General features: G+C 73.5%; 22 protein-coding genes. 9 read left to right on the top strand and 13 right to left on the bottom strand.

Features of this window, described 5'->3' with window-relative positions; all coding sequences use genetic code 11:
• Window positions 1-15 precede the first annotated feature (15 nt).
• Window positions 16-3,573: a ThuA domain-containing protein gene (locus V6V47_RS18715; RefSeq protein ID WP_334629556.1), complete on the top strand. Its 3,558-nt coding sequence runs from the start codon at window positions 16-18 to the stop codon at window positions 3,571-3,573.
• Between the two features lie 68 nt (window positions 3,574-3,641).
• Window positions 3,642-3,884 carry a hypothetical protein gene (locus V6V47_RS18710; protein WP_334629555.1) on the top strand — a complete coding sequence of 81 codons (243 nt, stop codon included), beginning with the start codon at window positions 3,642-3,644 and terminating at the stop codon, window positions 3,882-3,884.
• Between the two features lie 53 nt (window positions 3,885-3,937).
• Here the strand turns inward: V6V47_RS18710 and V6V47_RS18705 are convergent, their stop codons facing one another.
• Together V6V47_RS18705 and V6V47_RS18700 are read right to left on the bottom strand one after the other, a co-directional pair.
• Window positions 3,938-4,288 carry a DUF3140 domain-containing protein gene (locus V6V47_RS18705; protein WP_334629554.1) on the bottom strand — a complete coding sequence of 117 codons (351 nt, stop codon included), beginning with the start codon at window positions 4,286-4,288 and terminating at the stop codon, window positions 3,938-3,940.
• 208 nt (window positions 4,289-4,496) lie between these two features.
• The gene (locus V6V47_RS18700) at window positions 4,497-7,055 is read right to left on the bottom strand and encodes an ATP-dependent Clp protease ATP-binding subunit (protein WP_334629553.1); all 2,559 of its coding nucleotides are present in this window, start codon (window positions 7,053-7,055) and stop codon (window positions 4,497-4,499) included.
• Between the two features lie 132 nt (window positions 7,056-7,187).
• Between V6V47_RS18700 and V6V47_RS18695 the strand changes: the two genes are divergently transcribed.
• From V6V47_RS18695 to V6V47_RS18675, 5 genes are all read left to right on the top strand, one after another.
• Window positions 7,188-7,580, top strand: a complete 393-nt coding sequence (locus V6V47_RS18695; protein ID WP_334629552.1) for a hypothetical protein — start codon at window positions 7,188-7,190, stop codon at window positions 7,578-7,580.
• Between the two features lie 152 nt (window positions 7,581-7,732).
• Entirely contained in the window at window positions 7,733-7,993 is a 261-nt protein-coding gene (locus tag V6V47_RS18690) for a hypothetical protein (protein WP_334629551.1), read from the top strand.
• A 6-nt stretch (window positions 7,994-7,999) separates the two neighbouring features.
• Entirely contained in the window at window positions 8,000-8,941 is a 942-nt protein-coding gene (locus tag V6V47_RS18685) for a hypothetical protein (protein ID WP_334629550.1), read from the top strand.
• Window positions 8,934-11,606, top strand: a complete 2,673-nt coding sequence (locus V6V47_RS18680) for an FtsK/SpoIIIE domain-containing protein (protein ID WP_334629549.1) — start codon at window positions 8,934-8,936, stop codon at window positions 11,604-11,606. The genes V6V47_RS18685 and V6V47_RS18680 overlap by 8 nt, the downstream gene beginning before the upstream one ends.
• Window positions 11,603-12,268, top strand: a complete 666-nt coding sequence (locus V6V47_RS18675; RefSeq protein WP_334629548.1) for a hypothetical protein — start codon at window positions 11,603-11,605, stop codon at window positions 12,266-12,268. Before V6V47_RS18680 ends, V6V47_RS18675 begins: the two co-directional genes overlap by 4 nt.
• A 94-nt stretch (window positions 12,269-12,362) precedes the next feature.
• On the opposite strand, the gene V6V47_RS18670 is transcribed toward V6V47_RS18675, so the two are convergent.
• The 11 genes from V6V47_RS18670 to V6V47_RS18620 all read right to left on the bottom strand — a co-directional run bounded on the left by V6V47_RS18670 (window position 12,363) and on the right by V6V47_RS18620 (window position 19,849).
• Window positions 12,363-13,637, bottom strand: a complete 1,275-nt coding sequence (locus V6V47_RS18670) for a cupin domain-containing protein (RefSeq protein ID WP_334629547.1) — start codon at window positions 13,635-13,637, stop codon at window positions 12,363-12,365.
• Between the two features lie 7 nt (window positions 13,638-13,644).
• The gene (locus V6V47_RS18665) at window positions 13,645-13,950 is read right to left on the bottom strand and encodes a hypothetical protein (protein WP_334629546.1); all 306 of its coding nucleotides are present in this window, start codon (window positions 13,948-13,950) and stop codon (window positions 13,645-13,647) included.
• A gap of 148 nt (window positions 13,951-14,098) precedes the next feature.
• On the bottom strand, window positions 14,099-14,527 hold the full coding sequence (locus V6V47_RS18660; RefSeq protein ID WP_334629545.1) for a DUF2267 domain-containing protein: 429 nt from the start codon (window positions 14,525-14,527) through the stop codon (window positions 14,099-14,101).
• Entirely contained in the window at window positions 14,520-14,705 is a 186-nt protein-coding gene (locus V6V47_RS18655) for a hypothetical protein (RefSeq protein WP_334629544.1), read from the bottom strand. The genes V6V47_RS18660 and V6V47_RS18655 overlap by 8 nt, the downstream gene beginning before the upstream one ends.
• A 107-nt stretch (window positions 14,706-14,812) precedes the next feature.
• Entirely contained in the window at window positions 14,813-15,685 is an 873-nt protein-coding gene (locus V6V47_RS18650; protein WP_334629543.1) for a DUF72 domain-containing protein, read from the bottom strand.
• 48 nt (window positions 15,686-15,733) lie between these two features.
• The gene (locus V6V47_RS18645) at window positions 15,734-16,132 is read right to left on the bottom strand and encodes a TraR/DksA family transcriptional regulator (RefSeq protein ID WP_334629542.1); all 399 of its coding nucleotides are present in this window, start codon (window positions 16,130-16,132) and stop codon (window positions 15,734-15,736) included.
• A 158-nt stretch (window positions 16,133-16,290) separates the two neighbouring features.
• Entirely contained in the window at window positions 16,291-16,941 is a 651-nt protein-coding gene (locus tag V6V47_RS18640) for a uridine kinase (RefSeq protein WP_334629541.1), read from the bottom strand.
• Between the two features lie 407 nt (window positions 16,942-17,348).
• A complete protein-coding gene (locus V6V47_RS18635; protein ID WP_334629540.1) occupies window positions 17,349-17,957 on the bottom strand; it encodes a winged helix-turn-helix domain-containing protein in 609 nt (202 codons plus the stop codon).
• A 260-nt stretch (window positions 17,958-18,217) separates the two neighbouring features.
• Window positions 18,218-18,805, bottom strand: a complete 588-nt coding sequence (locus V6V47_RS18630) for a winged helix-turn-helix domain-containing protein (protein WP_334629539.1) — start codon at window positions 18,803-18,805, stop codon at window positions 18,218-18,220.
• A gap of 52 nt (window positions 18,806-18,857) precedes the next feature.
• On the bottom strand, window positions 18,858-19,346 hold the full coding sequence (locus V6V47_RS18625) for a rhodanese-like domain-containing protein (RefSeq protein ID WP_334629538.1): 489 nt from the start codon (window positions 19,344-19,346) through the stop codon (window positions 18,858-18,860).
• 47 nt (window positions 19,347-19,393) lie between these two features.
• The gene (locus V6V47_RS18620) at window positions 19,394-19,849 is read right to left on the bottom strand and encodes a cysteine dioxygenase (RefSeq protein ID WP_334629537.1); all 456 of its coding nucleotides are present in this window, start codon (window positions 19,847-19,849) and stop codon (window positions 19,394-19,396) included.
• A 164-nt stretch (window positions 19,850-20,013) separates the two neighbouring features.
• Here V6V47_RS18620 and V6V47_RS18615 point away from each other — a divergent pair, with 164 nt between their 5' ends.
• Both V6V47_RS18615 and V6V47_RS18610 read left to right on the top strand, forming a co-directional pair.
• Complete coding sequence (locus tag V6V47_RS18615) at window positions 20,014-20,406, top strand: ankyrin repeat domain-containing protein (protein ID WP_334629536.1); 393 nt, start codon at window positions 20,014-20,016, stop codon at window positions 20,404-20,406.
• Between the two features lie 32 nt (window positions 20,407-20,438).
• Complete coding sequence (locus V6V47_RS18610; protein WP_334629535.1) at window positions 20,439-21,389, top strand: DUF3500 domain-containing protein; 951 nt, start codon at window positions 20,439-20,441, stop codon at window positions 21,387-21,389.
• The last annotated feature ends 126 nt before the right edge of the window (window positions 21,390-21,515 follow it).

Raw genomic sequence — 21,515 nt, 5'->3', positions numbered from 1 at the left:
AGGAAGGGAGCCGGCATGCGCCGCCGACACCTCGTACTGGGTGCGCTGTGCACCCTGCTGCTGTCCCTACTGGTCGGGCCGGCCAACCCGGCCACCGCCGCGGCACCGTTCCGCGCGCTGCTGTTCTCCGAGACGGCCGGCTACCGGCACGACTCCATCCCGGACGGCATCGCCATGTTCAACGACCTCGCCGCCCAGAACGGCTTCACCGTGGTGCACTCGGAGGACTCCGCCGTCTTCACCGCGGCCAACCTGGCCACCTTCGACGTGGTGGTGATGTTCCAGACCTCCGGGATGGTGTGGGACAACGACGCCCAGCGCCAGGCCCTGCAGAGCTACGTCGCGGGTGGCGGCGGGATCGCAGCCATCCACAACGCCACCGACATGGGCATCGAGAGCGCCTTCGGATGGTGGGACGACCTGGTCAACGCCGGCGCGCACATGCCCGAGCACTCCCCCGGGGTGCTGGCCGGGACCGCGCACGTCGCCGACAAGGTGCACCCCTCGACGACCGGGCTGCCGGACCGCTGGCAGCGCAGCGAGGAGTGGTACAACTTCGACAAGAACCCGCGCGGAGACGTGCACGTGCTGGTCACCGCCGACGAGAGCACCTACAACCCGGGCGGCAGCGCGATGGGCGCGGACCACCCGATCTCCTGGTGTCGCAACGTCGGCGCGTCGCGGGTGTGGACCACCGCGATGGGCCACGCCAAGGCGTCGTACACCGAGGCGTTCTTCCGTCAGCACGTGCTGGGCGGCGTGCAGTGGGCGGCCGGGGTGGCCGCCGGTGACTGCGGCGGCACCGTCTGGGGCAACTTCGAGAAGGTGTCCCTCGATCAGAACACCGCCGACCCGATGGCCCTGGACGTCGCGGCCGACGGGCGGGTCTTCTACGCCCAGCGCGCCGGTCAGCTGAAGATCTTCAAGCCGGCCACCAGCGGCACGGTCACCGCCGGCACCCTGCCGGTCTACACCGGCGGCGAGGACGGCCTGGTCGGTCTGGCACTGGACCCGAACTTCGCCACCAACGGCTGGATCTACCTCTACCACTCGCCCCAGGCCAGCGCGACCGACGTCAACCGGCTGTCGCGGTTCACCATCACCGGCGACACCCTCGACACCAGCAGCGAGAAGGTGCTGCTGGAGGTGCCGGCGTACCGGGACCGCAGCTTCCCCGAGCCGGGGCACACCGGCGGCTACCTGGCCTTCGGCCCGGGCGGCAACCTCTACCTGTCCACCGGCGACGACAGTCCGCCGAACTACGACCCGGCCTGGCAGGGCTACGCGCCGCTGGACTGGCGGCCGGGCAAGAGCTTCCTGGACGCCGCCCGCTCCGCCGGCAACACCAACGACCTGCGCGGGAAACTGCTGCGCATCCACCCCGAGCCGGGCGGGACGTACACCGTGCCCAGCGGCAACCTGTTCGCGCCGGGCACCGCGAAGACCCGGCCGGAGATCTACGCGATGGGCTTCCGCAACCCGTTCCGGTTCTCCGTCGACCCCGTCCGGGGGTGGGTCAACCTGGCCGACTACGGGCCGGACCGGGGCGGACCGACCACCGAGCGTGGCCCGGAAGGGCTGGTCGAGCTCAACGTGATCAAGCAGGCCGGCAACTTCGGCTGGCCGTTCTGCCACGGAAACAACCAGCCGTACGCGCCGTACAACCCGGACACCGGCGTGGTGGGGGCGAAGTTCAACTGCGCCAACCCGGTCAACAACTCGCCCAACAACACCGGCCTGACCACGCTGCCGCCGCTGGTGCAGCCGCAGGTCTGGTACGGCTACGGCGCGTCCCCGCAGTTCCCGGAGGTGGGCTCCGGCGGGGCGGCGCCGATGGGCGGGCCGGTCTACCGGTACAACGCCGCCAACCCGTCGCCGACGAAGTTCCCCGCGTACTACGACGGGGTGCACTTCTTCTATGAGTGGTCCCGCAACTACCTCAAGGAGATCCACTTCGACGCGAACGGGGCGCTCGTGAAGATCAACCCGTTCCTCCCGGCCGGCAACTTCGTCAAGCCGATGGATCTGCGCTTCGGCCCCGACGGCGCGCTGTACCTGCTGGAGTGGGGCTCCAACTTCGGCGGCGGCAACAACGACTCCGGGCTCTACCGGATCGACTACGTCAGCGGCGGCCGAGCCCCCCTCGCCCGGGCCTCCGGCACACCGACCAACGGGCGCGCGCCGCTGGCCGTGCAGTTCTCCAGCGCCGGGTCCGCCGACCCGGACCCGGGCAACACCATCACGTACGCCTGGGACTTCGACGGCAACGGCAGCACCGACTCCACCGCCGCCAACCCGACGTACACGTACACCGCCAACGGTGTCTTCACCGCGAGGCTCACGGTGCGGGACAACACCGGTCGCAGCGCCTTCGCGAACGTCCCGATCACCGTGGGCAACACCGCCCCGACGGTACGGATCACCGGCCCGCCCAACGGCGGGATGCTCGAGTTCGGGCAGCAGGTCGCGTACACGGTCACCGTCACCGACCCGGAGGACGGCACGATCGACTGCCCACGGGTGCTGGTCAACCCGGCGCTGGGGCACGACGACCACGAGCACGGCACCACCGACTACCCGGGCTGCTCGGGCACCATCTCCACCGACCTGCTCGGCGGCCACCCCGACGGCGCGAACCTGTACTACGTGCTCAACGCCCGCTACCAGGACCGGGGCGCGAACGGCGTGCCGGCGCTCACCGGGTACGGCCGGGCACTGCTGCAACCCAAGCACAAGCAGGCCGAGTTCTTCACCGCCCAGTCCGGGGTGCGGGTCGTCGAGCAGGCCGGCGCGGAGAGCGGCAAACGGATCGGCGACGTCAGCAACGGTGACTGGATCATGTTCGACCCGATGAGTCTCCAGGGCATCAGCACGATCAGCCTGCGGGTCTCCTCGCCGTCCGGCGGTGGCACCGTCGAGCTGCGCGCCGACTCGCCGACCGGGCAACTGCTCGCCACCCAGGCCGTGCCGAACACCGGCGGCTGGGACGCCTACCAGCAACAACCCGCGGTGAACGTGGCCGCGCTCGGCGGCACCCACAAGCTCTACCTGGTCTTCCGGTCCGGCCAGGACAACTCGTTCGACGTGGACTCGATGACCTTCGGCGGCGCCGGGGTCGGCACCACGCCCACCGGCGGGATCGCCGGGAAGACGTACACCCTCACCGCCCAGCACAGCGGCAAGCTCGCCGACGTCAACGGGGTGTCCACCGCCGACGGGGCCGTCGTCCACCAGTGGGCGGCCACCGGCGGCGCCAACCAGAAATGGCAGGCGGTCGACGCCGGCGGCGGTTTCGTCACGCTGCGGGCCGTGCACAGCGGCAAGTGCATGGCGGTGACCGGCGGTTCCACCGCCACCGCCGCCGCGGTCGTCCAACAAACCTGCGGTACGGCCACCAGCCAGCAGTGGCAGGCGGTGCCCACGGCCACCACCGGGGTGTACGACCTCAAGGCCCGACACAGCGGGCTCTGCCTGGACGTCAACGGCAACTCCACCGCCGACGGTGCACCGCTGATCCAGTGGACCTGCACCGGCACCCCCAACCAGCGGTGGCGGTTGACCGTGACCAGCTGAGCCGCGTACCGCCGGTAATGCCTGGCCGGTGGCGGTGCGAACCGCCGCCGGCCGGGTATCTGGCGGACATGACCGACCTCTACCCGACCGCCGACGACCGGGAGCTGCTCCGCCAGGCGGCCGCCGCGCACACCGCAGCCACCCGTGAGGTGGAGGCGTTCCTGCGCCGGCTGCCGGAGGTGCCCGACCCGGCCGACATCACCGAGTACGCCAATCTGCTCAGCCGCGAGGACCGGGCCCGTGGTGAGCGGGACACGGCCGCCGACGCGGCGGGGCTGATGATCGGCAGCATGGAACCCGACCAGGGCTGACCGACGCCGCGGTGCCGTCCCCGGACCGGGGGCGGCACCGTCGGCGTGGTCGGTCAGCGTTCGACGAGCGGGTCGTGACCCAGGTCGAGCAGCGAGTGCCGCCAGTCGTCGTCGGCGTTGCCGCGCTTCGGCTTGGCGTCCATCAGCTCACGGATCCGGTCGACCGCGTCCTGCATCACCTCGATGTCCTCCGGGGTGAGGTCGACCTTGCGCTTGTTCAGCACCTTGAGGATCTCCCGGCCCGGCTGGGGCAGGTCGAGATCCGGGCTCGACCCGAACGACTCCTCCCCGGAGCCCCGGGTCATGAGCCAGGTGCGCAACTGCTCCGACGGGACGTTGACCTCGGCGTGGAAGTCCTCCCAGAGCACTTCCACCTCGGGGTCGAGCCGCGTTTCGCGTACCATCAGGTCTCCTCTCCGGGCGGCGACCCGGACGTCTCCGGGTCATCCTGGTCGGTCTTCGGATGCAGGCCCTCTGGCGGCACCCGCGTCCTCCTGGGGTTCGCGGTGGGCGGCGCCAGGATCGGGTCGGGATGGTCGTCGGCGTCGCGCGATTCCGCGGACTCCGCGGCCTCGTGCGGTTCCTCGGGTTCCGGCCGTCGCGCCGTCCCGCTCATCGCGGATGCGACGTCGTGGCGGGGGCGTAACCCCGCTCGCCGGCCCCCACGTCGAACGTGAGGTTGCCGTCGCGGGCGTCCACGGTGACCTTCTGCCCGGGCGAGATCGCCGACTCCAGCAGCATCCGGGACAGGTGGTTGTCCACCTCCCGCTGGATCACCCGGCGCAGCGGGCGTGCACCGAACTCCGGCTGGTAGCCGTGCTCGGCGAGCCAGTCGACGCCGGCGGTGGTGAACTCCACCTGGATGTCCTGTGCGTGCAGCCGGCGACGGGTCTCCTCCAACAGCAGCGCGGTGATGTCGCGCAGCTGCTCGGCCTCCAGCCGGCGGAAGATGATGACCTCGTCGATCCGGTTGAGGAACTCCGGGCGGAAGTTCTCCTGCAGGCGGCGCATCAACCGCTCCCGCAGCTCGTCGTTCTCCTGCTCGCTGCCCACGTCCCCGGTGCCGAAGCCGACCGCGCGCTGGGCGCCGGTGATCAGCTCGGAGCCGAGGTTGCTCGTCATGATCAGTACGGTGTTCTTGAAGTTCACCGTCCGGCCCTGACTGTCGGTCAGCCGCCCGTCGTCGAGCACCTGGAGCAGGATGTTGAACACGTCCGGGTGGGCCTTCTCGATCTCGTCGAGCAGCACCACCGCGTACGGGCGGCGACGTACCGCCTCGGTGAGCTGGCCGGCCTCCTCGTAACCGACGTACCCGGGCGGGGCGCCGACCAGCCGGCTCACGGTGTGCCGCTCCTGGAACTCGCTCATGTCGACGCGCACCATCCGGTCCGCCTCGCCGAACAGCGCCTCGGCCAGGGCACGGGCCAGCTCGGTCTTGCCGACACCGGTCGGCCCGAGGAACAGGAAGCTGCCCATCGGTCGCTCCGGGTCGGCCAGCCCGGCCCGGGAGCGGCGGACCGCCTCGGCGACCGCGGTGACCGCGTCGTCCTGCCCGACCACCTTCCGGTGCAGGTGCCCCTCGAGGCGCAGCAGTCGGTCGCGTTCCTCCTCGGTGAGCTGGCTGACCGGGATCCCGGTCGCCCGGGAGACGACCTCGGCGATCTCCTGCGGACCCACCTCGGGCACCTGGGAGGAGGACGAGCCGTCGGCGCCGTGTGCCCGGCGCACGTCCTCCTCCAGCTCGGAGATCCGGTCCCGCAGCGACGAGGCCCGCTCGTACTGCTCGTCGGCGACGGCCTGCTCCTTGTCCCGGCGTACGTCGTCGAGCTCCTGCTCCAGCTCGCGCACGTCCGACGCGGGCGTACGGGTGCGCAGCCGGACCCGGGCGCCGGCCTGGTCGATCAGGTCGATGGCCTTGTCCGGCAGGAACCGGTCGGTGACGTACCGGTCGGACAGCTCGGCGGCGGCGACCAGCGCCTCGTCGGTGAAGCGCACCTGGTGGTGGGCCTCGTACCGGTCGCGCAGACCGCGCAGGATGGCGATCGTGTCGTCGACGCTCGGCTCGGGCACCAGCACCGGCTGGAAGCGTCGGGCCAGGGCGGCGTCCTTCTCGATGCTCTTGCGGTACTCGTCCAGCGTGGTCGCGCCGATCACCCGCAGCTCGCCACGGGCCAGCGCCGGTTTGAGCATGTTGGACGCGTCCATTCCGCCCTCGCTGCCGGCGCCACCGGCGCCGACCAGGGTGTGGATCTCGTCCAGGAAGATGATCAGCTCGTCCCGGTGCGCCCGGATCTCGTCGATCACCTTCTTCAGGCGCTCCTCGAAGTCACCCCGGTAGCGGGTGCCGGCGACCAGGCCGGCCAGGTCGAGCTGGATCACGCGCTTGCCGAGCAGGGTCTGCGGCACGTCGCCGTCGCAGATCCGCTCGGCGAGGCCCTCGACGATCGCGGTCTTGCCGACGCCGGCCTCGCCGATCAGCACCGGATTGTTCTTCGTGCGCCGGGACAGGATCTCGATGGCCTGCTCGATCTCGTCGGCGCGTCCGACCACCGGGTCGATCTGGTCCATCCGCGCCAGCTCGGTGAGGTCCTGCCCGTACTGGTCCAGGGTCGGGGTGCCACGGTCCGGCTTCGGCCCGGTCATCGGCCCCCGCTCGGCGTTGGCGGCCTGCAACGACTCCGGCTGGATGCGGCCGGCGGCGAGCATCCGGCCGGCCGGCGACTCCGGGTTCAGCGGCAGCGCCATCAGGATGTGCTCGGGGCCGATGTAGTTCGCCCCCATCGCCCGGGAGAGCTGGTGGGCGTCGAGCAGCGCCCGCTTCGCGGCTGGCGTCAGCGACAGGTTGGGCGGCACCTCCCCGCGCGGCGCGCCGTCGCCCTTGCCGCCCAGCGCGTTGAGCAGGGTGTCCGGGTCTGCGCCGGCCCGGCGTACCAGGTCACGCAGGGGTTCGCGTTGCAGCGCCGCCCAGAGCAGGTGGTCGGTGTCCAGGTCGCTGCTCTGCCGTTGCGCGGCCCTGCGGGCGGCGTCGGCGAGCATCTCCCGGGCGTCGGCGGTCATCAGTCGGGTGATGTCGACCCGGTGTGGCGGTCGGCGTCCTCCCTCACCCCGGCCGAAGTACCGGGCCAGGAATTCATCCCACGGGTCGGAGCCGAGGTCACCGGGTCCCATCATGTCTGTCCTCCGCAGTCGGGCGCGGCACGGTCGCCAGGGGCTACCCGGCGCTCGCCCTGACAAACGCCGCAGGCGACGGCGTACGGGAGTGGCGTCGGGCCGTTCACCGGCCGGCGGTGGCAGGCTGACGGCATGGATGACACCCCGCTGCTGATCGTGGACGGCGCCAACGTGGTGGGCTCCCGTCCGGACGGGTGGTGGCGGGACCGGGCCGGCGCGGCCGCCCGGCTGCGTGACTCGCTGGCGCCGGTGGCCGCCGGCGGGCTGCCGGCCCGGCTGGCCGCCCCGGTCGAGGTGGTGCTGGTGGTCGAGGGCGCCGCGCGGGACGTACCGGGCACCGACGGCGTCCGGGTGGTCTCCGCCGCCGGCTCCGGTGACGACGCGGTGGTCGAGCTGGTGGCGGCCGACCCGCAGCGCCGCCGGCTGGTGGTCACCGCCGACCGGGAGCTGCGCGGCCGCGTCACCGCCCTGGGCGCCGAGGTGTACGGCCCGCGCTGGTTGCGCGAGGCCCCCGCCAACAGTTGAGAAGCTCTCGTATTGGGACTCCCACAGAACGGACTCCCGGCGCATCCGGGTGGCTTACGGACAGCCGGGCAGGAACACCGACAGGGCGGATGTTCTCCCACGGACACCGATAGGCTCTAATGGAGATCTCCCCGCCCCCAGGAGGTTCCGCCGTGGCGAGCGTCGCCGAGCTGAAGGCTGCCATCGATGTCGCCCTCCAACAGATCGGCGACGGGCAGACAGCCGTGCAGGCCGCCGGCGAAAAGCTGGCCGAGGCGCAGCAGACCCTGGCCGGCGCGCTCGAGGGCAGCGGGCACGAGACGGTCGAGGCCGCCCAGGCGTCACTGACGCAGGCCAGCCAGGAGCTGGAGGATTGTCTCGCCGCGACACTTGTCGCGGTGGAGCAGGCGCAGCTCTACGTCTCCACCCTGTAGGCCGCCATGTCCATCATCGAGGACGTCGGTGGGCAGGTCCGCGCCGCCAGCGAAGAGTTCCCGGTGGGCCTGCTCGGGCAGGCCCTGGAGAAGTTCGGCCTGGCCGCCGAGCGACTGCGCTGGGTGCGGCAGGAGTCGGCCAACCCGATGGGTGTGCCCGAGCTGTCGGCAGCCACCGAGCACGCCGAGACCGCCGGCTACGCGCTGCGGGTGGCGCAGGAGCAACTGTCGGCGTACCTGGCCGCGATCGGGCTGGCCGCGGACGGCGCGCCGCCGCCCCGACCGCAGCCCGGCGGCGAGCCCCGACACGACGCGCCCCCGGCAGCCGGCCCGACCGCGGTGGCAGCCGAGCCGGCCGAGCAGGTCCGGCTGCGCCGCTGGTGGTCGGTGCGGGTGGCCGAGCTGACCGGCGGGCGTGACGGCGGCGCCGACGAGCCCGACGAGCGCGTGGACGACTCACAGGAGCTGCTCCGCCGCGTGGTGCGCGGCGTCCGCGCCGGCGACCGGGACCGACTGCGTACCGAACTGCGCCGCGCCCCGGCGGACGTGGGGCTGGGGATGGCGGCACTGGCCCCACCGCTGCTGCGTGAGCTGGCCGGTGAGCTGCTGGGGCATCCACCACGCGCCGCCGACCTCGGGCGACTGCGCGGGGAGTTGGACGGGCGGGTGCGCGACCTGCTGCCCGGCCTGCCGCCTCCGGTGCTGGAGACGCTGCTGACCCGGGTGTGCCGGATGCCGCCGCCCCGCGCCTCCGGAGAGCCGCCGCACGCCGCGGACTCCGCGGTGACCGCCGGTGTGGCGGCCGGGCTACTGTTCGCCCGGCTCGGCCGGGACCTGCCCGCCAATGCCGGCGCCGCCAGTGGGCAACCCGGCGGTCCGGCCCCGCGCTCGGGCAGCCCGTGGCGGGACGCGCCCGCACCGCCGCGCCGACGGGGCTCCGATGGCTGACCGGCGCGGCCAACTGGCCACCCGGGTCCGGGACACCCTCGCCGAGGCGCTGGGCTCCACCCGTACCCGGCTCTCCGCCGCGCAGGCCGAGCTGACCGCCGGGCGGGAGCAGCTGACCCGGGTCCGCCGGGCCGCCGCCGCCGTCCCGAGCCGGGTGGGCGCCCAGCGCGACCGCCGGTTGGCCGAGATCGACGCCCGGCACGCGACCCGCATCACCGAGCTGGCCCGCGCCGCCGCCGACGCCGCCCGCCGGGAGGCCCCCGGGTGCGCCGGGGCCGACTGGCCGGGTTGGACGCCGACCCCCACCCAGCGCGCCGAGCCGCCCGGCGCGCTGCGCGTCGGCACGGTCCGGATCGACGGCACCGACCCGGTGCCCGCCCTGGTGCCGCTGCTCGACGCCGGGCACGTGCACCTCTCCGGGGCCGACCGGAGCGGCTGCGACGCGGTGCTGTCCGCGCTGCTGCTGCGGGCCGTCGGCCGGGCCGAACCGGGCGCGGTCCGGCTGGTCGGGTACGACCCGGAGCACCTCGGCGGCGGCCTGGCCGGTTTCGCACCGCTGGGCACGGCGGGGCTCCTGACCTTCGTCGGCCCGGGCGGGCTGGGTCCGCTCCTGGACGACCTGGTCGAGCAGATCCGGCGTATCAACGAGACCGTGCTGGCCGGCGAGTACGGCTCCCTGCGGGAACTGGCCGCCGCGACCGGCCGCCGCCCCGAGCCGTGGCGGATAGCGGTGCTGCTCGGCGGCGACGAGCTCAACCGGCACGAGCGCGGGCAACTGGACCGGGTGGTGCGGGCCGGCGCCGCCTGCGGGGTGCACCTGGTGGTCCGTGGTGTGCCGCTGCCGGAGGACCCGCCGGTCACGCGGGTGGTCGCCGAGGCCGGCGCCCGGATCGGCGGCCCGTCCGGCCTACCGGTCCGGCTGGACCCGCCACCACCGGCGGCGCTGGTCACCGAGACCTGCCGGGAGATCGCCGCCCGGGTGAACGCCGGCCCGCCACCGACCCCGTTCGCCGACCTGCTGCCCCCGCCGGAGCTGATGTGGCGGGAGGACTCCGCCAGCGGGCTGACCGCCCCGATCGGCGAGGGCCCCCAGGGCCGACCGGTCCGGCTGACGCTCGGCGACTACCCGCCGCACGCGCTGATCGGCGGCCCGTCCGGCACCGGCAAGACCAACCTGATCTTCGCCTGGATCGGCGCGCTGGCCTCCCGCTACTCCCCCGCCGAGCTGGAGTTCTACCTGCTCGACTTCAAGGAGGGCGTCTCCTTCGCCCGGTTCGCGCAGGGCCGACGCGACCCGAGCTGGTTGCCGCACATGCGGCTGGTCGGGATCAACGTCAACACCGACCGGGAGTTCGGGCTGGCCCTGCTGCGGTTCCTCACCGAGGAGTTGCGCCGGCGGGCCGACGCGGCCAAGAAGCACGAGGTGACCAAGCTGGCCGAGCTGCGCGCGGTCGACCCGACCGGGCACTGGCCGCGCATCGTGGCGGTGGTCGACGAGTTCCAGATGCTGCTGGCCGGTCGCGACGTGGTCGCCCGGGAGGCGGCCGACCTCCTGGAGGACCTGGCCCGGCGGGGCCGCTCGCAGGGCATCCACCTGGTGCTCGCCTCGCAGGACGTCCGCGGCATCGAGGCGCTGTGGGGTCGCCCCGCGCTGGTCGCCCAGTTCACCCTGCGCATCGCGTTGCCGAAGGCGTTGCGGATCCTCGCCGAGCGCAACGACGCGGCGCAGTCACTGCCTCGCTGGCACGCGGTGGTCAACGCCGAGTCGGGCATGGTGGAGGGCAACGAGGTCGCCCGGATCCCCTCGGCCAGCGACTGGGAGACGTGGAGCGGTCTGCAGCACCGGCTCTGGCGGATGCGTCCCGCCGACGCGGCGCCGGCCCGGCTCTTCGACGGCGACGCGATCCCGCAACTCGCGGAGGCCCCGGATTACCGGGCGCTCGCCACGCCACCCGACGGGACCGCGCCGCGCAGCCCGGTGGCCCTGCTCGGCGAGATCATCGACGTGCAGTCCCGCTCGGCGGCGCTGCGCCTGCCGCGGGCGCCCGGGCGCAACCTCGCGGTGCTGGGCACCCGGGTGGACGAGGCGTGCGCGGTGCTCGACGCGGCGGCCCGGTCGCTGGCCAGCCAACACCCGCCGGGTACGGCCCGGTACTCCATCGCCTGCCTGGACGCCGACGCCGACCCGATGGCCCGGGCGCTCTACGACGACCTCGCCGACGACGCCGCCTGGTACGACGAGGAGACCGTCGGCGAGCTGATGGCCGAGACGGCCGACGGGCTGACCGGCCCGGGCACCGCGCACTACCTGCTGCTGTTCGCGGTCGACGCGGCGGCCGGCGCGCTCGCGGCACGGGCCGGCCGCCGCACCGGCCTGGAGCACCTGCGCCGGATCCTGCACGACGGCCCGGAACGGCGGACCCACGTGCTGGCCTGGTGGCGGGGGGTGGCGCGGATGCGCGCCGACCTGGGCGGGCCGGCCGCCCGTACCGATCAGATCGGCGCCTGGGTGGCGCTGGACGCGCACGGCGGCGAGTTGGGCGCCTCGCTCTACCCGGGCACGGGCGGCCCGGACTGGTATCCCCGACCGTGGCGGGGGCTCTTCTTCGACCGGGCGGTGCACCGCACCGGACAAGTGATCATCCCCTATGGACCGGCACGATGAACCAACCCGTGGCCAGTGACACGTACGCGGCGCACCTGCGCAGGTTGGCCGAGCTGACCGCCCGGGTGCACGAGCAGCGCGCCGAGGCGCACACCTGGTACGACCGGCAGTGCGCGGCGGCCGACCGTGCCGTCGCCGACGCCGTTGACCAGGTCGAGCGGGCCGAGGTGGAGCTGGTCGCGGCACGGGAGCAGCAGGAACGGGTCGACGCCGAGGTCGCGCACCTGTGGCAGCAGGCACGCGCGCGGCTCGGCTCCGGCGCCCGCCGCCTCGGCGGCCCACCCGCGCCGGCCAACGGCGGCACCGCTGATCCGGTGCTGCTGCTCGGTCGCGCCCGGGACCTGCTCGACCGGGCCGGGCAACCGGGCGAGTTGCCCGGTTCGGTCAACCCGCTGCTGGCGCTGTGCGGGGTGGCCGGCGCCGTGCTGGCGTACGGGCTGGGTGCCGGCGCCCGGGCGCTCGGGGTCGGGTACGGCGGGGACCTGGCGGTCGGGATGCCCGTACTGGCGCTGGTGGTGACCCTGCTCGGCCCGCTGATCGGCCTGGTGCCGGCGCGGGTGCTGGCCGACCGCCGACACGCGGTGCTCGGCCCCCGCCCGATCACCGTGGTCCTCGGCGCCGGCCTGGTAGCCACCGCCCTGCTGCTGATCGTGGGCCGCTGACCCGCGCCCCCTGCGAAGCCGTGATCAAGAGGTTTGCGTCAGCGCCGGGACGTTTCCTGACGCAAACCTCCTGATCACCGCCGTCGGGCGAGGGTCACGCTGGGACGAGGACTGCTTCGCGCAGGAGGCGGCGGGCCAGGGTCACGCGGTCGTTGTCGTCGGGGAGGCCGGGGAGGTCGCCGACCCGGGTGACCTCGCCGCTGAGCAGGGCGCGGGCCGCTGGTTCGCAGGTGGTCGGCAGGGTTATGGTCCGGTCGAAGAGCCGCAACGCCACCGTGTCCGGCCCGTGCGGCACGAGCTGCCAGCGCAGCCCCGGACGCAGGGTCAGTCGGGAGTCGGCGTCCAGCGCGGCCAGCGCGCCGGCCTGGGCGAGCGGCCGGATCGGCGCCGGGCGGGCGGCCGGCCAGGCCCGCTGCCGCAGCCGCGCCGCGACGGCGGCGGGGTCGGCGCGCAGCAGCCAGTCCCGAAGCGCCTCCACCGTCTCCGTCAGCTCCGGTTCGATGGCGTCCGGGTCGGCCACGTCGGTGCCGAACGGCAGGCTGGCCCGCAGCCGCTGGTCCTCGGCGGCCAACGCGAGCAGCTCCTCGACCATGGCGTACCGGGTCAGCGCGCGGATGCCCACGGTCAGGTGCAGCGAGCTGGCATCCTGCGCCTGCGCGCTGTGCAGCCACCCGCGCGGCAGGTAGAGGGCGTCACCGGGGGCCAGCACCACGTCCAGCGCGGCGGGGCCCTGCGCGGTGGCGCCGACCTCGTCGGCGCGGCCACCCCACGTCTGCTTCTCCAGCGGGTCGGGCAACACCGGCGGGTGGATCCGCCAGTGCTTGCGGCCGTCGACCTGGAGCACGAACACGTCGTGGGTGTCGTAGTGGGTGGCGAAGCCCTGGCTGCCCGCCGGGGTGAGGTAGGCGTTGATCTGCAGCGGTTGGTTCAGCGCGAGGCCCAGGTCGCGGGCGAAGTCGACCAGCGGCGGCCAGATCCGGTGTAGACCCTGCACGACGAGGGTCGCGCCGCCGGCGTACTGCTCCAGGATCTTCTCGTCGAGCACCTGGTCGCCGATCTCGGCGCCGGCGCCACCACCGCCGGTCCACCGCGCCGCCGGCACGAGCTGGCCGTCCTTGGCGACGCGCAGGAAGGGGGTACGCAGGCCACGCCGACTGAGCAGCTCGTCGGCGTCGGCGGGGCTGAACAGGTCGGTGAACCCGGCCGGGTCGGGCAGCTCGGCGGCGCGGGACAGCAGCGGGGTGTGCCCCCAGTGCGCGGCGGCGAACTTGGCCGGCTCGACCGAGACGCAGCGTGCCAGCGCCGCGGCGGCCGCCGCGGACGGAACCGCCGGGCGGCCGTGGCCGCCCGGCGGATCAACGTACGTCATGACGGAGCTACCGGGCGCTGCCGTCGGCGCCACCGTCCTGGTGACCCGGGGTGGCACCGCCGTCGGCGGGGCCCTCCGCGCCACCGTCAGCGCCACCGTCCTGGTGACCCGGGGTAGCTCCACCGTCGGCCGGGCCCTCCGCGCCACCGTCAGCGCCACCATCCTGGTGACCCGGGGTAGCGCCACCGTCGGCCGGGCCCTCCGCGCCACCGTCAGCGCCACCATCCTGGTGACCCGGGGTCGCACCGCCGTCGGCCGGGCCCTCCAGGCCGCCGCCGCCCGTGGTCTGCATGTCGTCGTCGTTGAGTGCCATCGGTACTCCCTCGGGTGTGCCGCCCCGCCCGTGCGCCGGGGTCCGTCGTGCAGCGGGTGGTACCCCACGCGCGATCTTCTCTAACCCACACCGTAGACGCCGAATTAGGGCGACATGGGCAGTTCACCAGTGGCTGGCCCCCGTGGCGTCAGGGCAGCATCCGGGCGAGGTCCTTGGGCATGGTGGCCTTCACGTCCTGCCACTCGCCCTGGGTCACGTGCCGACGCAGCGTGTCCAGCACCACCTGCGCCAACCGCTCCGGGCCGCCCTCCACGTCGTACGGGAAGCCCTGGCGGACCTCGTAGAGGAAGTCGTCCCGGTTGAGCTTGATCGGCACGTCCGACGGGTTCCACCCGTCGAAGTAGATCCCCCGGACCAGCACCGGCAACTGCTGGGCGAACTCCACGCTCTCCTGCACCGCCAGTCGATCGCGCAGCAGATGCAGGACCGTGCGCAGCGCCGCGTACGACTGGTTGCGTCGGTCCTTGGGCCACCCGTAGGCGGTCTCGATGTCCTTGAGGATCAGATTCGTCTTGTCCAGCGAACTGTCGAACGCCGAGATCAGCGGGTCAGCCATCGGTCGTCCCCCGTTCCGGGGTCTCCCACCGTCGTTCGTCGGTCCGGGGCGGCGGCCCCACCGGGCCACGTCGCGCCCGGACCGGGCTGCCCTGCGGGGCGCGTCGGGCGTTGTCGGCCGTGCCGACCACGTGCAGGACGGCACCGCGCCGTCGATCAGTCACCACTCGAGCCGTCATTCCCCGTCACCTCCGAGTCGTCTCCGGCGCCGGCCCTGGGCGGGCCACGCGCACACGTCCAGCCTGTCGCTCGGGCGGGTGAGGCGGCCCCACCCCGATCGGGTGAGTCAGTCGACGCCGAGCAGACCCGCCAGGGTCGTCGCGTTCGTCTGCGCGTAGTCGCGGTAGCAGTTGTTCATGAGGACGTGCGTCTGCTCCGCGTCGTCGGCCAACTCGCGCAGCTTCGGCGCCCAGTCGGCCAGCTCACGCTTCGAGTAGTCGTACCCGAACTTCTCGTGGATGTCCTTGCTGGTCCACTTGTCGCTGTGCCCGTGGAAGCGCATCACCGCGAGGTCCGCGGTGGCGGCCAGCACCGGCGGGAGTGACGAGCGGTGCCCCTGCGGCATGTCCACACAGACGTACGGCAGCTTGTGCTCGCGCAGGAACGCCAACGTCTCGTCGGCGTTGGCACCGTCGAACCAGGAGGCGTGCCGGAACTCGTAGACCGGCCGCAGTGGCGCGCAGCGCTTCGCCACCTCCAGCAGATACTGCTTGTTGTCCCGCTTGATGGTGAACCAGGGCGGGAACTGGAACAGCAGCGCGCCCAACTTGCCCGCCTCGATCAGCGGGTCCAACGCGGACAGGAAGCGCGTCCACACCTCCTCGTACGCCTGCGCGGGCAGGTCGTCGGGGTAGACGTTCTTCTTGTCGGTCTCGGGCCGCAGGTCCTTGTAGAGCGCGCTGACCTTGGTGGGGTGCCCGGTCAGCAGGCTGAACGCCTTGATGTTGAACGTGAAGCCTTCCGGGGTGCGCTCGGCCCAGAGCCGCGCGGTCGCCTCGGCGGGCGGCGCGTAGTAGGTGGCGTCCACCTCGACCAGCGGGAACTGCCGGGCGTAGTACGCCAGCCGCTTCTCCGGCGTGTCCGCGGTCTGCGGATACCACCCCGAGTCGAGCAGCGTGCGGTCGGTCCAGGACGCCGTGCCCACCAGGATCTCACCCATGGAAGGAGTCCACCGCGTCCCGGACCGACCGGCAACCGCCGACGTCGCTCAGGCCGCCCGCCGCTCACGGGTCTGCTTGCAGGTCACACAGGTGGTGGCGGATGGGAAGATCTCCAGCCGCTCCACCGGGATCGCCGCCGAGCAGCCCTCACACCAGCCATAGGTGCCCTCGGCGAGCCGGCCGAGGGCGCGCTCGTACTGGGCTCGACGGTCCAGGATGGTCCGCAGCAGGGATTGCGCGGTGTCCCGCTCGGCCGTCTTGGTGCCGCTGTCGGCCTGGTCGTCGCCAGCGGTGTCGCCGACCTCCACCAGCCGCAGGACCTGGCTCTGCAGCATGGCCTGCTCGTACTCCGCGGACAGCTCGTCGTAGCGCGCCTGGAGGGAGAGCCGGATCTGGTCGATCTCCACCTGGGAACGGCCCGTACCGACCGTGTCGTGGACGAGCATCGCTGCCTGCCTTTCCTGAGCCTTGAGTAAACCGGCAGGTCAGCGGCGGGCTGGCCCCGGTCACGGTCGCATTCGGTACGCGGGCCGTCACCCGCGCTCTGTGAGCCGGGCGAGTACCCGCCCGACTGGTCGACCAAACCGGCCAGTTTTCGGCGGGTTCAGGCGTCGGCGTCGGGCTCCACGAGCGCGGGACGGCGGGGATCCTCGACCCGGACCACCACGTCGGCGAAGCTGGCCGGGACGACCTCCTCGGCGTACCGGTCGAAGGCCGGCAGGGTCCACTCCTGGCCCGGCTCGGTACGCCGCCGCAGCGCCGCCGGGGACACCTCCAGGTGGACGGTGACGTCGAAGGGCAGCCCGCCGCCGAGGAGCAACGCGCCGCTGACCAGGACCACACCGCCGGGCGGCAGGTCGACGTAGCGGGCGCGGCTGGCACGGTCGGCGGCGGCGTCCCACAGCGACGGAAGCACCCGTCCGTGGCCGCCGGGGCCGGTCGGGTCGAGCACCTCCCGGCGCAGCCCGGCCTCGTCCACCCAACCCTCGTAGTAGGCGTCCGGGCTGTTGCGACCGAACTCGAAGCGCAGCGAGGCGGGCCGGAGGAAGTCGGCGGCCCGGACGTGCAGCACGGGACGGCCCCGGGCCCGAAGCGGGTCGACCAGCGCGGCGGCCAACTCGTCCGGGCCGGCGGCGGGAGCGCCGTCCACCGCGACCCGCAGCCGCTCGACGGTCGCGGCTTTCGCCGCGGCATCGGCGAGCCGGTCGGTCAGCTCGGCGACGAGAAGCTCGGGCGAGATGGGACGGATGCGCACCAAGCCATCCTGCCCCCACGCCACCTCGTGCGCCCACCGCGCCCGCACACCCCGTGTCCGCCTTGCGCCGCGCGCCACGTCCCCGCGCCCCGGCTCCGCGCCCACGGCCCGGCGCCCCGCGATCGTGCAGGCGGTGTCCGGTCGTCGTCTTGGCGATGATCCACTCGAGTTCACCGATATCGCGGTGTCTGGCGCGACGGGAGACCGCGATATCGCCGACCTCGTGTCGATCAAGCGAGCCGGGCACGCCCAAGGTCGCGCTCGATCCTGGATCTAGTGGTCACGCACGCCTACAAGGCCACTACATCCAGGATCGAGCGCGATCACGCACCTCCGAGGCGACGCTCCAACCGGGGACGAGCGCGAGCGTGCGGGAGCCGGGAACTTCGGCGTGAGCCGACCCGCCGTCAGCCGGTGCGGTCGACGGTGACCAGGGCGTCGTCGGCGAGCCGGTAGCCCACCCCGTAGACGGTCGTGACCAGGGGGACGTCCACGCCGACCTTGCCCCGCAGCCGGCGGACGTGCACGTCGACGGTGCGGACGCCCGCGTGTTCGTAGCCCCACACGGCGTTGAGCAGTTGCAGCCGGGTGAACACCCGACGGGGGTGGGCGACCAGGTGCAGCAGCAGGTCGAACTCCAGCCGGGTCAGGGGCAGCGGACTGTCGTCGCGCAGCACCGACCGGGACGAGGCGAGGATGTGCAGCGCCGGAATGGTCGGGGTGAGTGGCCGGCTGGGCGGCCGGCTGGGCGGGGTCGCGTCGGGGCGGCGGTCGGCAGGGACCGAGCTGGTGATCACGCCCTCACCGCGTTCCAGCAGCTCGCGGGCCGCCTCGAGCAGCCGACGCGCCGGTGGGGTCAGCGACTCCTCGCAGGCCAGCGGGATGGACAGCGTCACGGTGATCATGGGTGCGGCGGTGGTGTTCGACGGGCGGCGTTGGCCGCCCGGGGGCCGACCGGGGACCGCGGGTTGGGACGTATGCCATCCGGCGCGCGACGAGGCGGGGCTGACCGACATGGTCCTCCTTGGGCTGATCCGGGTATCTCCCCACGGCCCGGGATGCCGCTTCATCGATGTTTCCCGGCGCCCGGGCGAGGGTCAAGAGGCGGCTGCGTTGCATGAATGTGACAATTGACGAACACATCGGAGCCGAATGCTCGCTCTGCGTACGACGCCCGATGATTACAGCAGAGCCGCCGAGATGACCCGATACGGGGGTCCCCGTCCCGTTCACCACTGCCAGGTCCACCGCCCGCGGGCCGCCGGCCGGCCGGCGCTCACCGGCTGTGGTCCACGATGATCGGGGCCTCGTCGGCCAGCCGGTAGCCCACCCCGTACACCGTGGTGACCAGCTCGGCGCCGGCCAGCTTGGCGCGGAGCCGCCGGACGTGCACGTCCACCGTCCGGGCCACGGCGTGCTCGTAGCCCCAGACGCTGGAGAGCAGTTGGAGGCGGGTGAAGACCCGGCGCGGCCGCTCGGCCAGGAACAGCAGCAGCTCGTACTCGATGCGGGTCAGCGCGATCACCTCATCGCCCCGACGGACCATCCGGGAGCCGGCCAGGATGCGTACCGGATCTCCGTCGGCCGCGTCGGCCGCCACCCCGACGGACCCCACCTCGGTGGGACGCGCACGGTCCGGGACGGGCCGCGGGCCCGGGACAACATCAGCGGTACGCAGCTGGCCCTCCCCCGCCTCGGCCAGCTCACTGAGCAGTTGCACCAGCCGGGCCAGCCGAGGGCTCAGCGGCCCCGGGGCGAGGTCGAGGGTGATGGTGAGGGTCGGGCCGGTGCGCTGGCGGGCGGGAGCGGCCCGGTCGGGGCGACCCGTGGGATGGGGGCGCGCGAAGCTGGCGACGGCGGACATGGTGCCTCCTGAAACTGGCGGTACGCCCGCCACGCCGGGTGAGGCGTGGCGGTCAGCGGAGCGCCCGGCCGGCGGTCACCGGGGACGCGAGGGGGGACGCGCGGTGCAGCGGGGTCGGGCCGAGGGCCGGCAGACCGGCGATCCGCCAGGCGGCGAACCCACCGTCCACGTCGGTGGCCCGGTGCAGGCCGATGTCCTGCAGGGCGGCGGCGGCCAGCGACGAGGTGTAGCCCTCCTGGCAGATGATCACCACGGGGACGTCGTAGTCGACCGCCTGTGGCAGCCGCGCCGGGCAGCGCGGGTCGAAGCGCCACTCCAGAACGTTGCGCTCGACCGTGAGCGAGCCCGGCACCATGCCGTGCGCGGCCCGCTGGGCGGCCGGGCGGATGTCGACCAGCAGCGCACCGGCCCGGTACGCCAGGTGGGCCCGCTCCGGGTCCAGCCGGTCGAGCCGGGCGCGCGCGGCGGCCAGGATCTCGTCGATGCCCCGGGAGCCCGGCGGCGGCACGGGGGCCGGACAGCGGGCGGCGGTTACCTGCATTTCTCGATTCCTTCCGACGACAGGGGTGGTTCGTGGCAGGTCGGCGCTCACCAGGACCGCCCGGCCTCGGCGACCTCGGCGACCCGCAGCCGGCCGTCGACGAGGTGGTAGCGGGTCATCCGGGTCAGGGCGGGCCGGTAGACGTGCACGCTGACCGCCGGGACGTCGCCCCGGTTGGTCACCACGTGCACGTGCCGGGGGCCGAAGCGGCGACCCGAGCCGGTGACCAGCAGGCGTGGACGCAACCGGCCGCCGGTGACGACCTCCTCGGTGAGCGCGCCGGCGACGACCCGGAACCCTCCGGAGGAGCCGCCGTGGTCGTGCAGGTCGGTGCCCTGCCCGGGCAGCCAACTCAGCGCCCACACCTCGTGGTCGGCGTCGGCGGCGAGGCGCGCGTACCAGCGCTCGACAGGGTCGAAGCACAGCGAGACCGGCCAACCGGCCGGGTCGGCCCATCGGGCGGCGACGGCGAGCAGGTCGAGCTCTGGGCGTTGGTGGTCCATGACGGTCCTCGCGGGTCGTTCGGCGGGGTGCTCCCGCACTCTATCCGTCAAACCCTATAGGTTTAGTAGGTAATTCCACCTGTCGGGACGCGGCGGGCGGGCTCGGGACCTCCCCCACGCGCCGGCCGAGCGACCTGCGGGGTCCCGGCGACTAATCTGGACTGGTGACCGACGACCTCGACGCCGAGACGCTGGCGTTCGCGCACCGGATGTTCGACCTCGCCCGCGCGGGCTCCACCGAGGAGCTGGCGGCACAGCTCGACGCCGGGCTGCCGATCAACCTGACCAACGACCGGGGCGACACGCTGCTGATCCTGGCCGCGTACCACGCTCAACCGGCCACGGTGGCCGCCCTGCTGGCCCGCGGCGCCGACCACTCGCGGACCAACGACCGGGGCCAGACGGCGCTGGCCGCGGCGGTCTTCCGCAGCAGCACCGACGCGGTCCGCGCGCTGCTCGCCGCGGGCGCCGACCCTGCACACGGCGAGCCGTCCGCGGCGGAGACGGCGCACTTCTTCAACCTGCCGGAGATGGCCGAGCTGCTGCGCGCCGGCTGACGCGGGCCTCGGCGGGCCGGTATACAGGGTCGGTGGAAGATCCTCTGCCCGAGCAGATGCGCGCGGCCGGCGTCGCGCTGCTGACCGCGCTCGATCCGGCGGCCCGAGCGAGCGCCGCGTACCCCTTCGACGACGAGGCGGCCCGCCGCTGGCTGGAGTACCGGCCCCGGCCGCGCCCCGGCGTCTGCCTCGCGGAGCTGGACGTCGCCGGGCGCAAGGCCGCGCATCGGCTGCTGGCCACCGCGCTCAGCCCGTCGGCGTACGCGCAGGCGATGGCGATCATCGCGCTGGAGGAGGTGCTGGACCGGACCGAGGGCTGGCGGCGGGGCCGGCACAGCGGCGACTACTGGATCGCCGTATTCGGCGACCCGGCGCGCGACGACCGCTGGGCGTGGCGGCTGGAGGGGCACCACCTGTCGGTGAACATGACCGTGGTCGACGACCAGGTCTCCCCCGCGCCGATCTTCTTCGGTGCCAACCCGGCGGCGGTCCGGTACGCGGGGCGCCCCGTCTCCCGGCCACTCGGCATCGAGGAGGACCTGGCCCGCGCCCTGCTCGACGCTCTGGGCCCGGCCGGCCGAGCCGCCGCGATCATCGCCGACGAGGCGCCCACGGACATCATCAGCGCCACCCGCCAGCAGGTCGACGGGCCGCTGGAGCCGCTCGGCGTGCCGGCCGACCGGCTCGGGCCGACCGGCCGGGCGCTGCTCGACCAGGTCGTGGCGCTCTACCTGGACCGGCTGCCGCCGGAGCTGGCCGTCCGCGAAGCGCGCCGCCTCGACGGCGGCCACCTGCACTTCGCCTGGGCCGGCCCGACCCGCCCCGGGCAGCGGCACTACTACCGGGTCCAGGGCGACGACCTGCTGATCGAGTACGACAACACCACCGAGGACGGCAACCACGCGCACACCGTCCTGCGCCGCCCCGACAGCGACTTCGGCGCCGACGTCCTAGCGACCCACCACCAAACCCACCACCACTAACCCGTCAGCAGGACGCGTGGACGTGTCGGCGGCCTGAACGCGATGATCATGAGGTTGACGGGCGAATTCGGCCGTCTGCCGCCCGCCAACCTCATGATCATCGAGACTGGCCGCACCTCGGCGGCT

The organism is Micromonospora sp. CPCC 205539 (genome assembly GCF_036906815.1).
In the GTDB taxonomy this organism is placed as follows: domain Bacteria; phylum Actinomycetota; class Actinomycetes; order Mycobacteriales; family Micromonosporaceae; genus Micromonospora.
This window is presented reverse-complemented; position numbering and strand designations above follow the sequence as displayed.

Coding starts and splice junctions, on each gene's coding strand:
- V6V47_RS18695 (WP_334629552.1), top strand. CDS start 7,188: ATGGATGACACCCCGCTGCTGATCGTGGACGGCGCCAACGTGGTGGGC.
- V6V47_RS18675 (WP_334629548.1), top strand. CDS start 11,603: ATGAACCAACCCGTGGCCAGTGACACGTACGCGGCGCACCTGCGCAGG.
- V6V47_RS18630 (WP_334629539.1), bottom strand. CDS start 18,805: ATGTCCGCCGTCGCCAGCTTCGCGCGCCCCCATCCCACGGGTCGCCCC.
- V6V47_RS18680 (WP_334629549.1), top strand. CDS start 8,934: ATGGCTGACCGGCGCGGCCAACTGGCCACCCGGGTCCGGGACACCCTC.
- V6V47_RS18620 (WP_334629537.1), bottom strand. CDS start 19,849: ATGGACCACCAACGCCCAGAGCTCGACCTGCTCGCCGTCGCCGCCCGA.
- V6V47_RS18700 (WP_334629553.1), bottom strand. CDS start 7,055: ATGATGGGACCCGGTGACCTCGGCTCCGACCCGTGGGATGAATTCCTG.
- V6V47_RS18635 (WP_334629540.1), bottom strand. CDS start 17,957: ATGTCGGTCAGCCCCGCCTCGTCGCGCGCCGGATGGCATACGTCCCAA.
- V6V47_RS18710 (WP_334629555.1), top strand. CDS start 3,642: ATGACCGACCTCTACCCGACCGCCGACGACCGGGAGCTGCTCCGCCAG.
- V6V47_RS18665 (WP_334629546.1), bottom strand. CDS start 13,950: ATGGCACTCAACGACGACGACATGCAGACCACGGGCGGCGGCGGCCTG.
- V6V47_RS18645 (WP_334629542.1), bottom strand. CDS start 16,132: ATGCTCGTCCACGACACGGTCGGTACGGGCCGTTCCCAGGTGGAGATC.
- V6V47_RS18655 (WP_334629544.1), bottom strand. CDS start 14,705: ATGACGGCTCGAGTGGTGACTGATCGACGGCGCGGTGCCGTCCTGCAC.
- V6V47_RS18685 (WP_334629550.1), top strand. CDS start 8,000: ATGTCCATCATCGAGGACGTCGGTGGGCAGGTCCGCGCCGCCAGCGAA.
- V6V47_RS18670 (WP_334629547.1), bottom strand. CDS start 13,637: ATGACGTACGTTGATCCGCCGGGCGGCCACGGCCGCCCGGCGGTTCCG.
- V6V47_RS18650 (WP_334629543.1), bottom strand. CDS start 15,685: ATGGGTGAGATCCTGGTGGGCACGGCGTCCTGGACCGACCGCACGCTG.
- V6V47_RS18705 (WP_334629554.1), bottom strand. CDS start 4,288: ATGGTACGCGAAACGCGGCTCGACCCCGAGGTGGAAGTGCTCTGGGAG.
- V6V47_RS18715 (WP_334629556.1), top strand. CDS start 16: ATGCGCCGCCGACACCTCGTACTGGGTGCGCTGTGCACCCTGCTGCTG.
- V6V47_RS18625 (WP_334629538.1), bottom strand. CDS start 19,346: ATGCAGGTAACCGCCGCCCGCTGTCCGGCCCCCGTGCCGCCGCCGGGC.
- V6V47_RS18660 (WP_334629545.1), bottom strand. CDS start 14,527: ATGGCTGACCCGCTGATCTCGGCGTTCGACAGTTCGCTGGACAAGACG.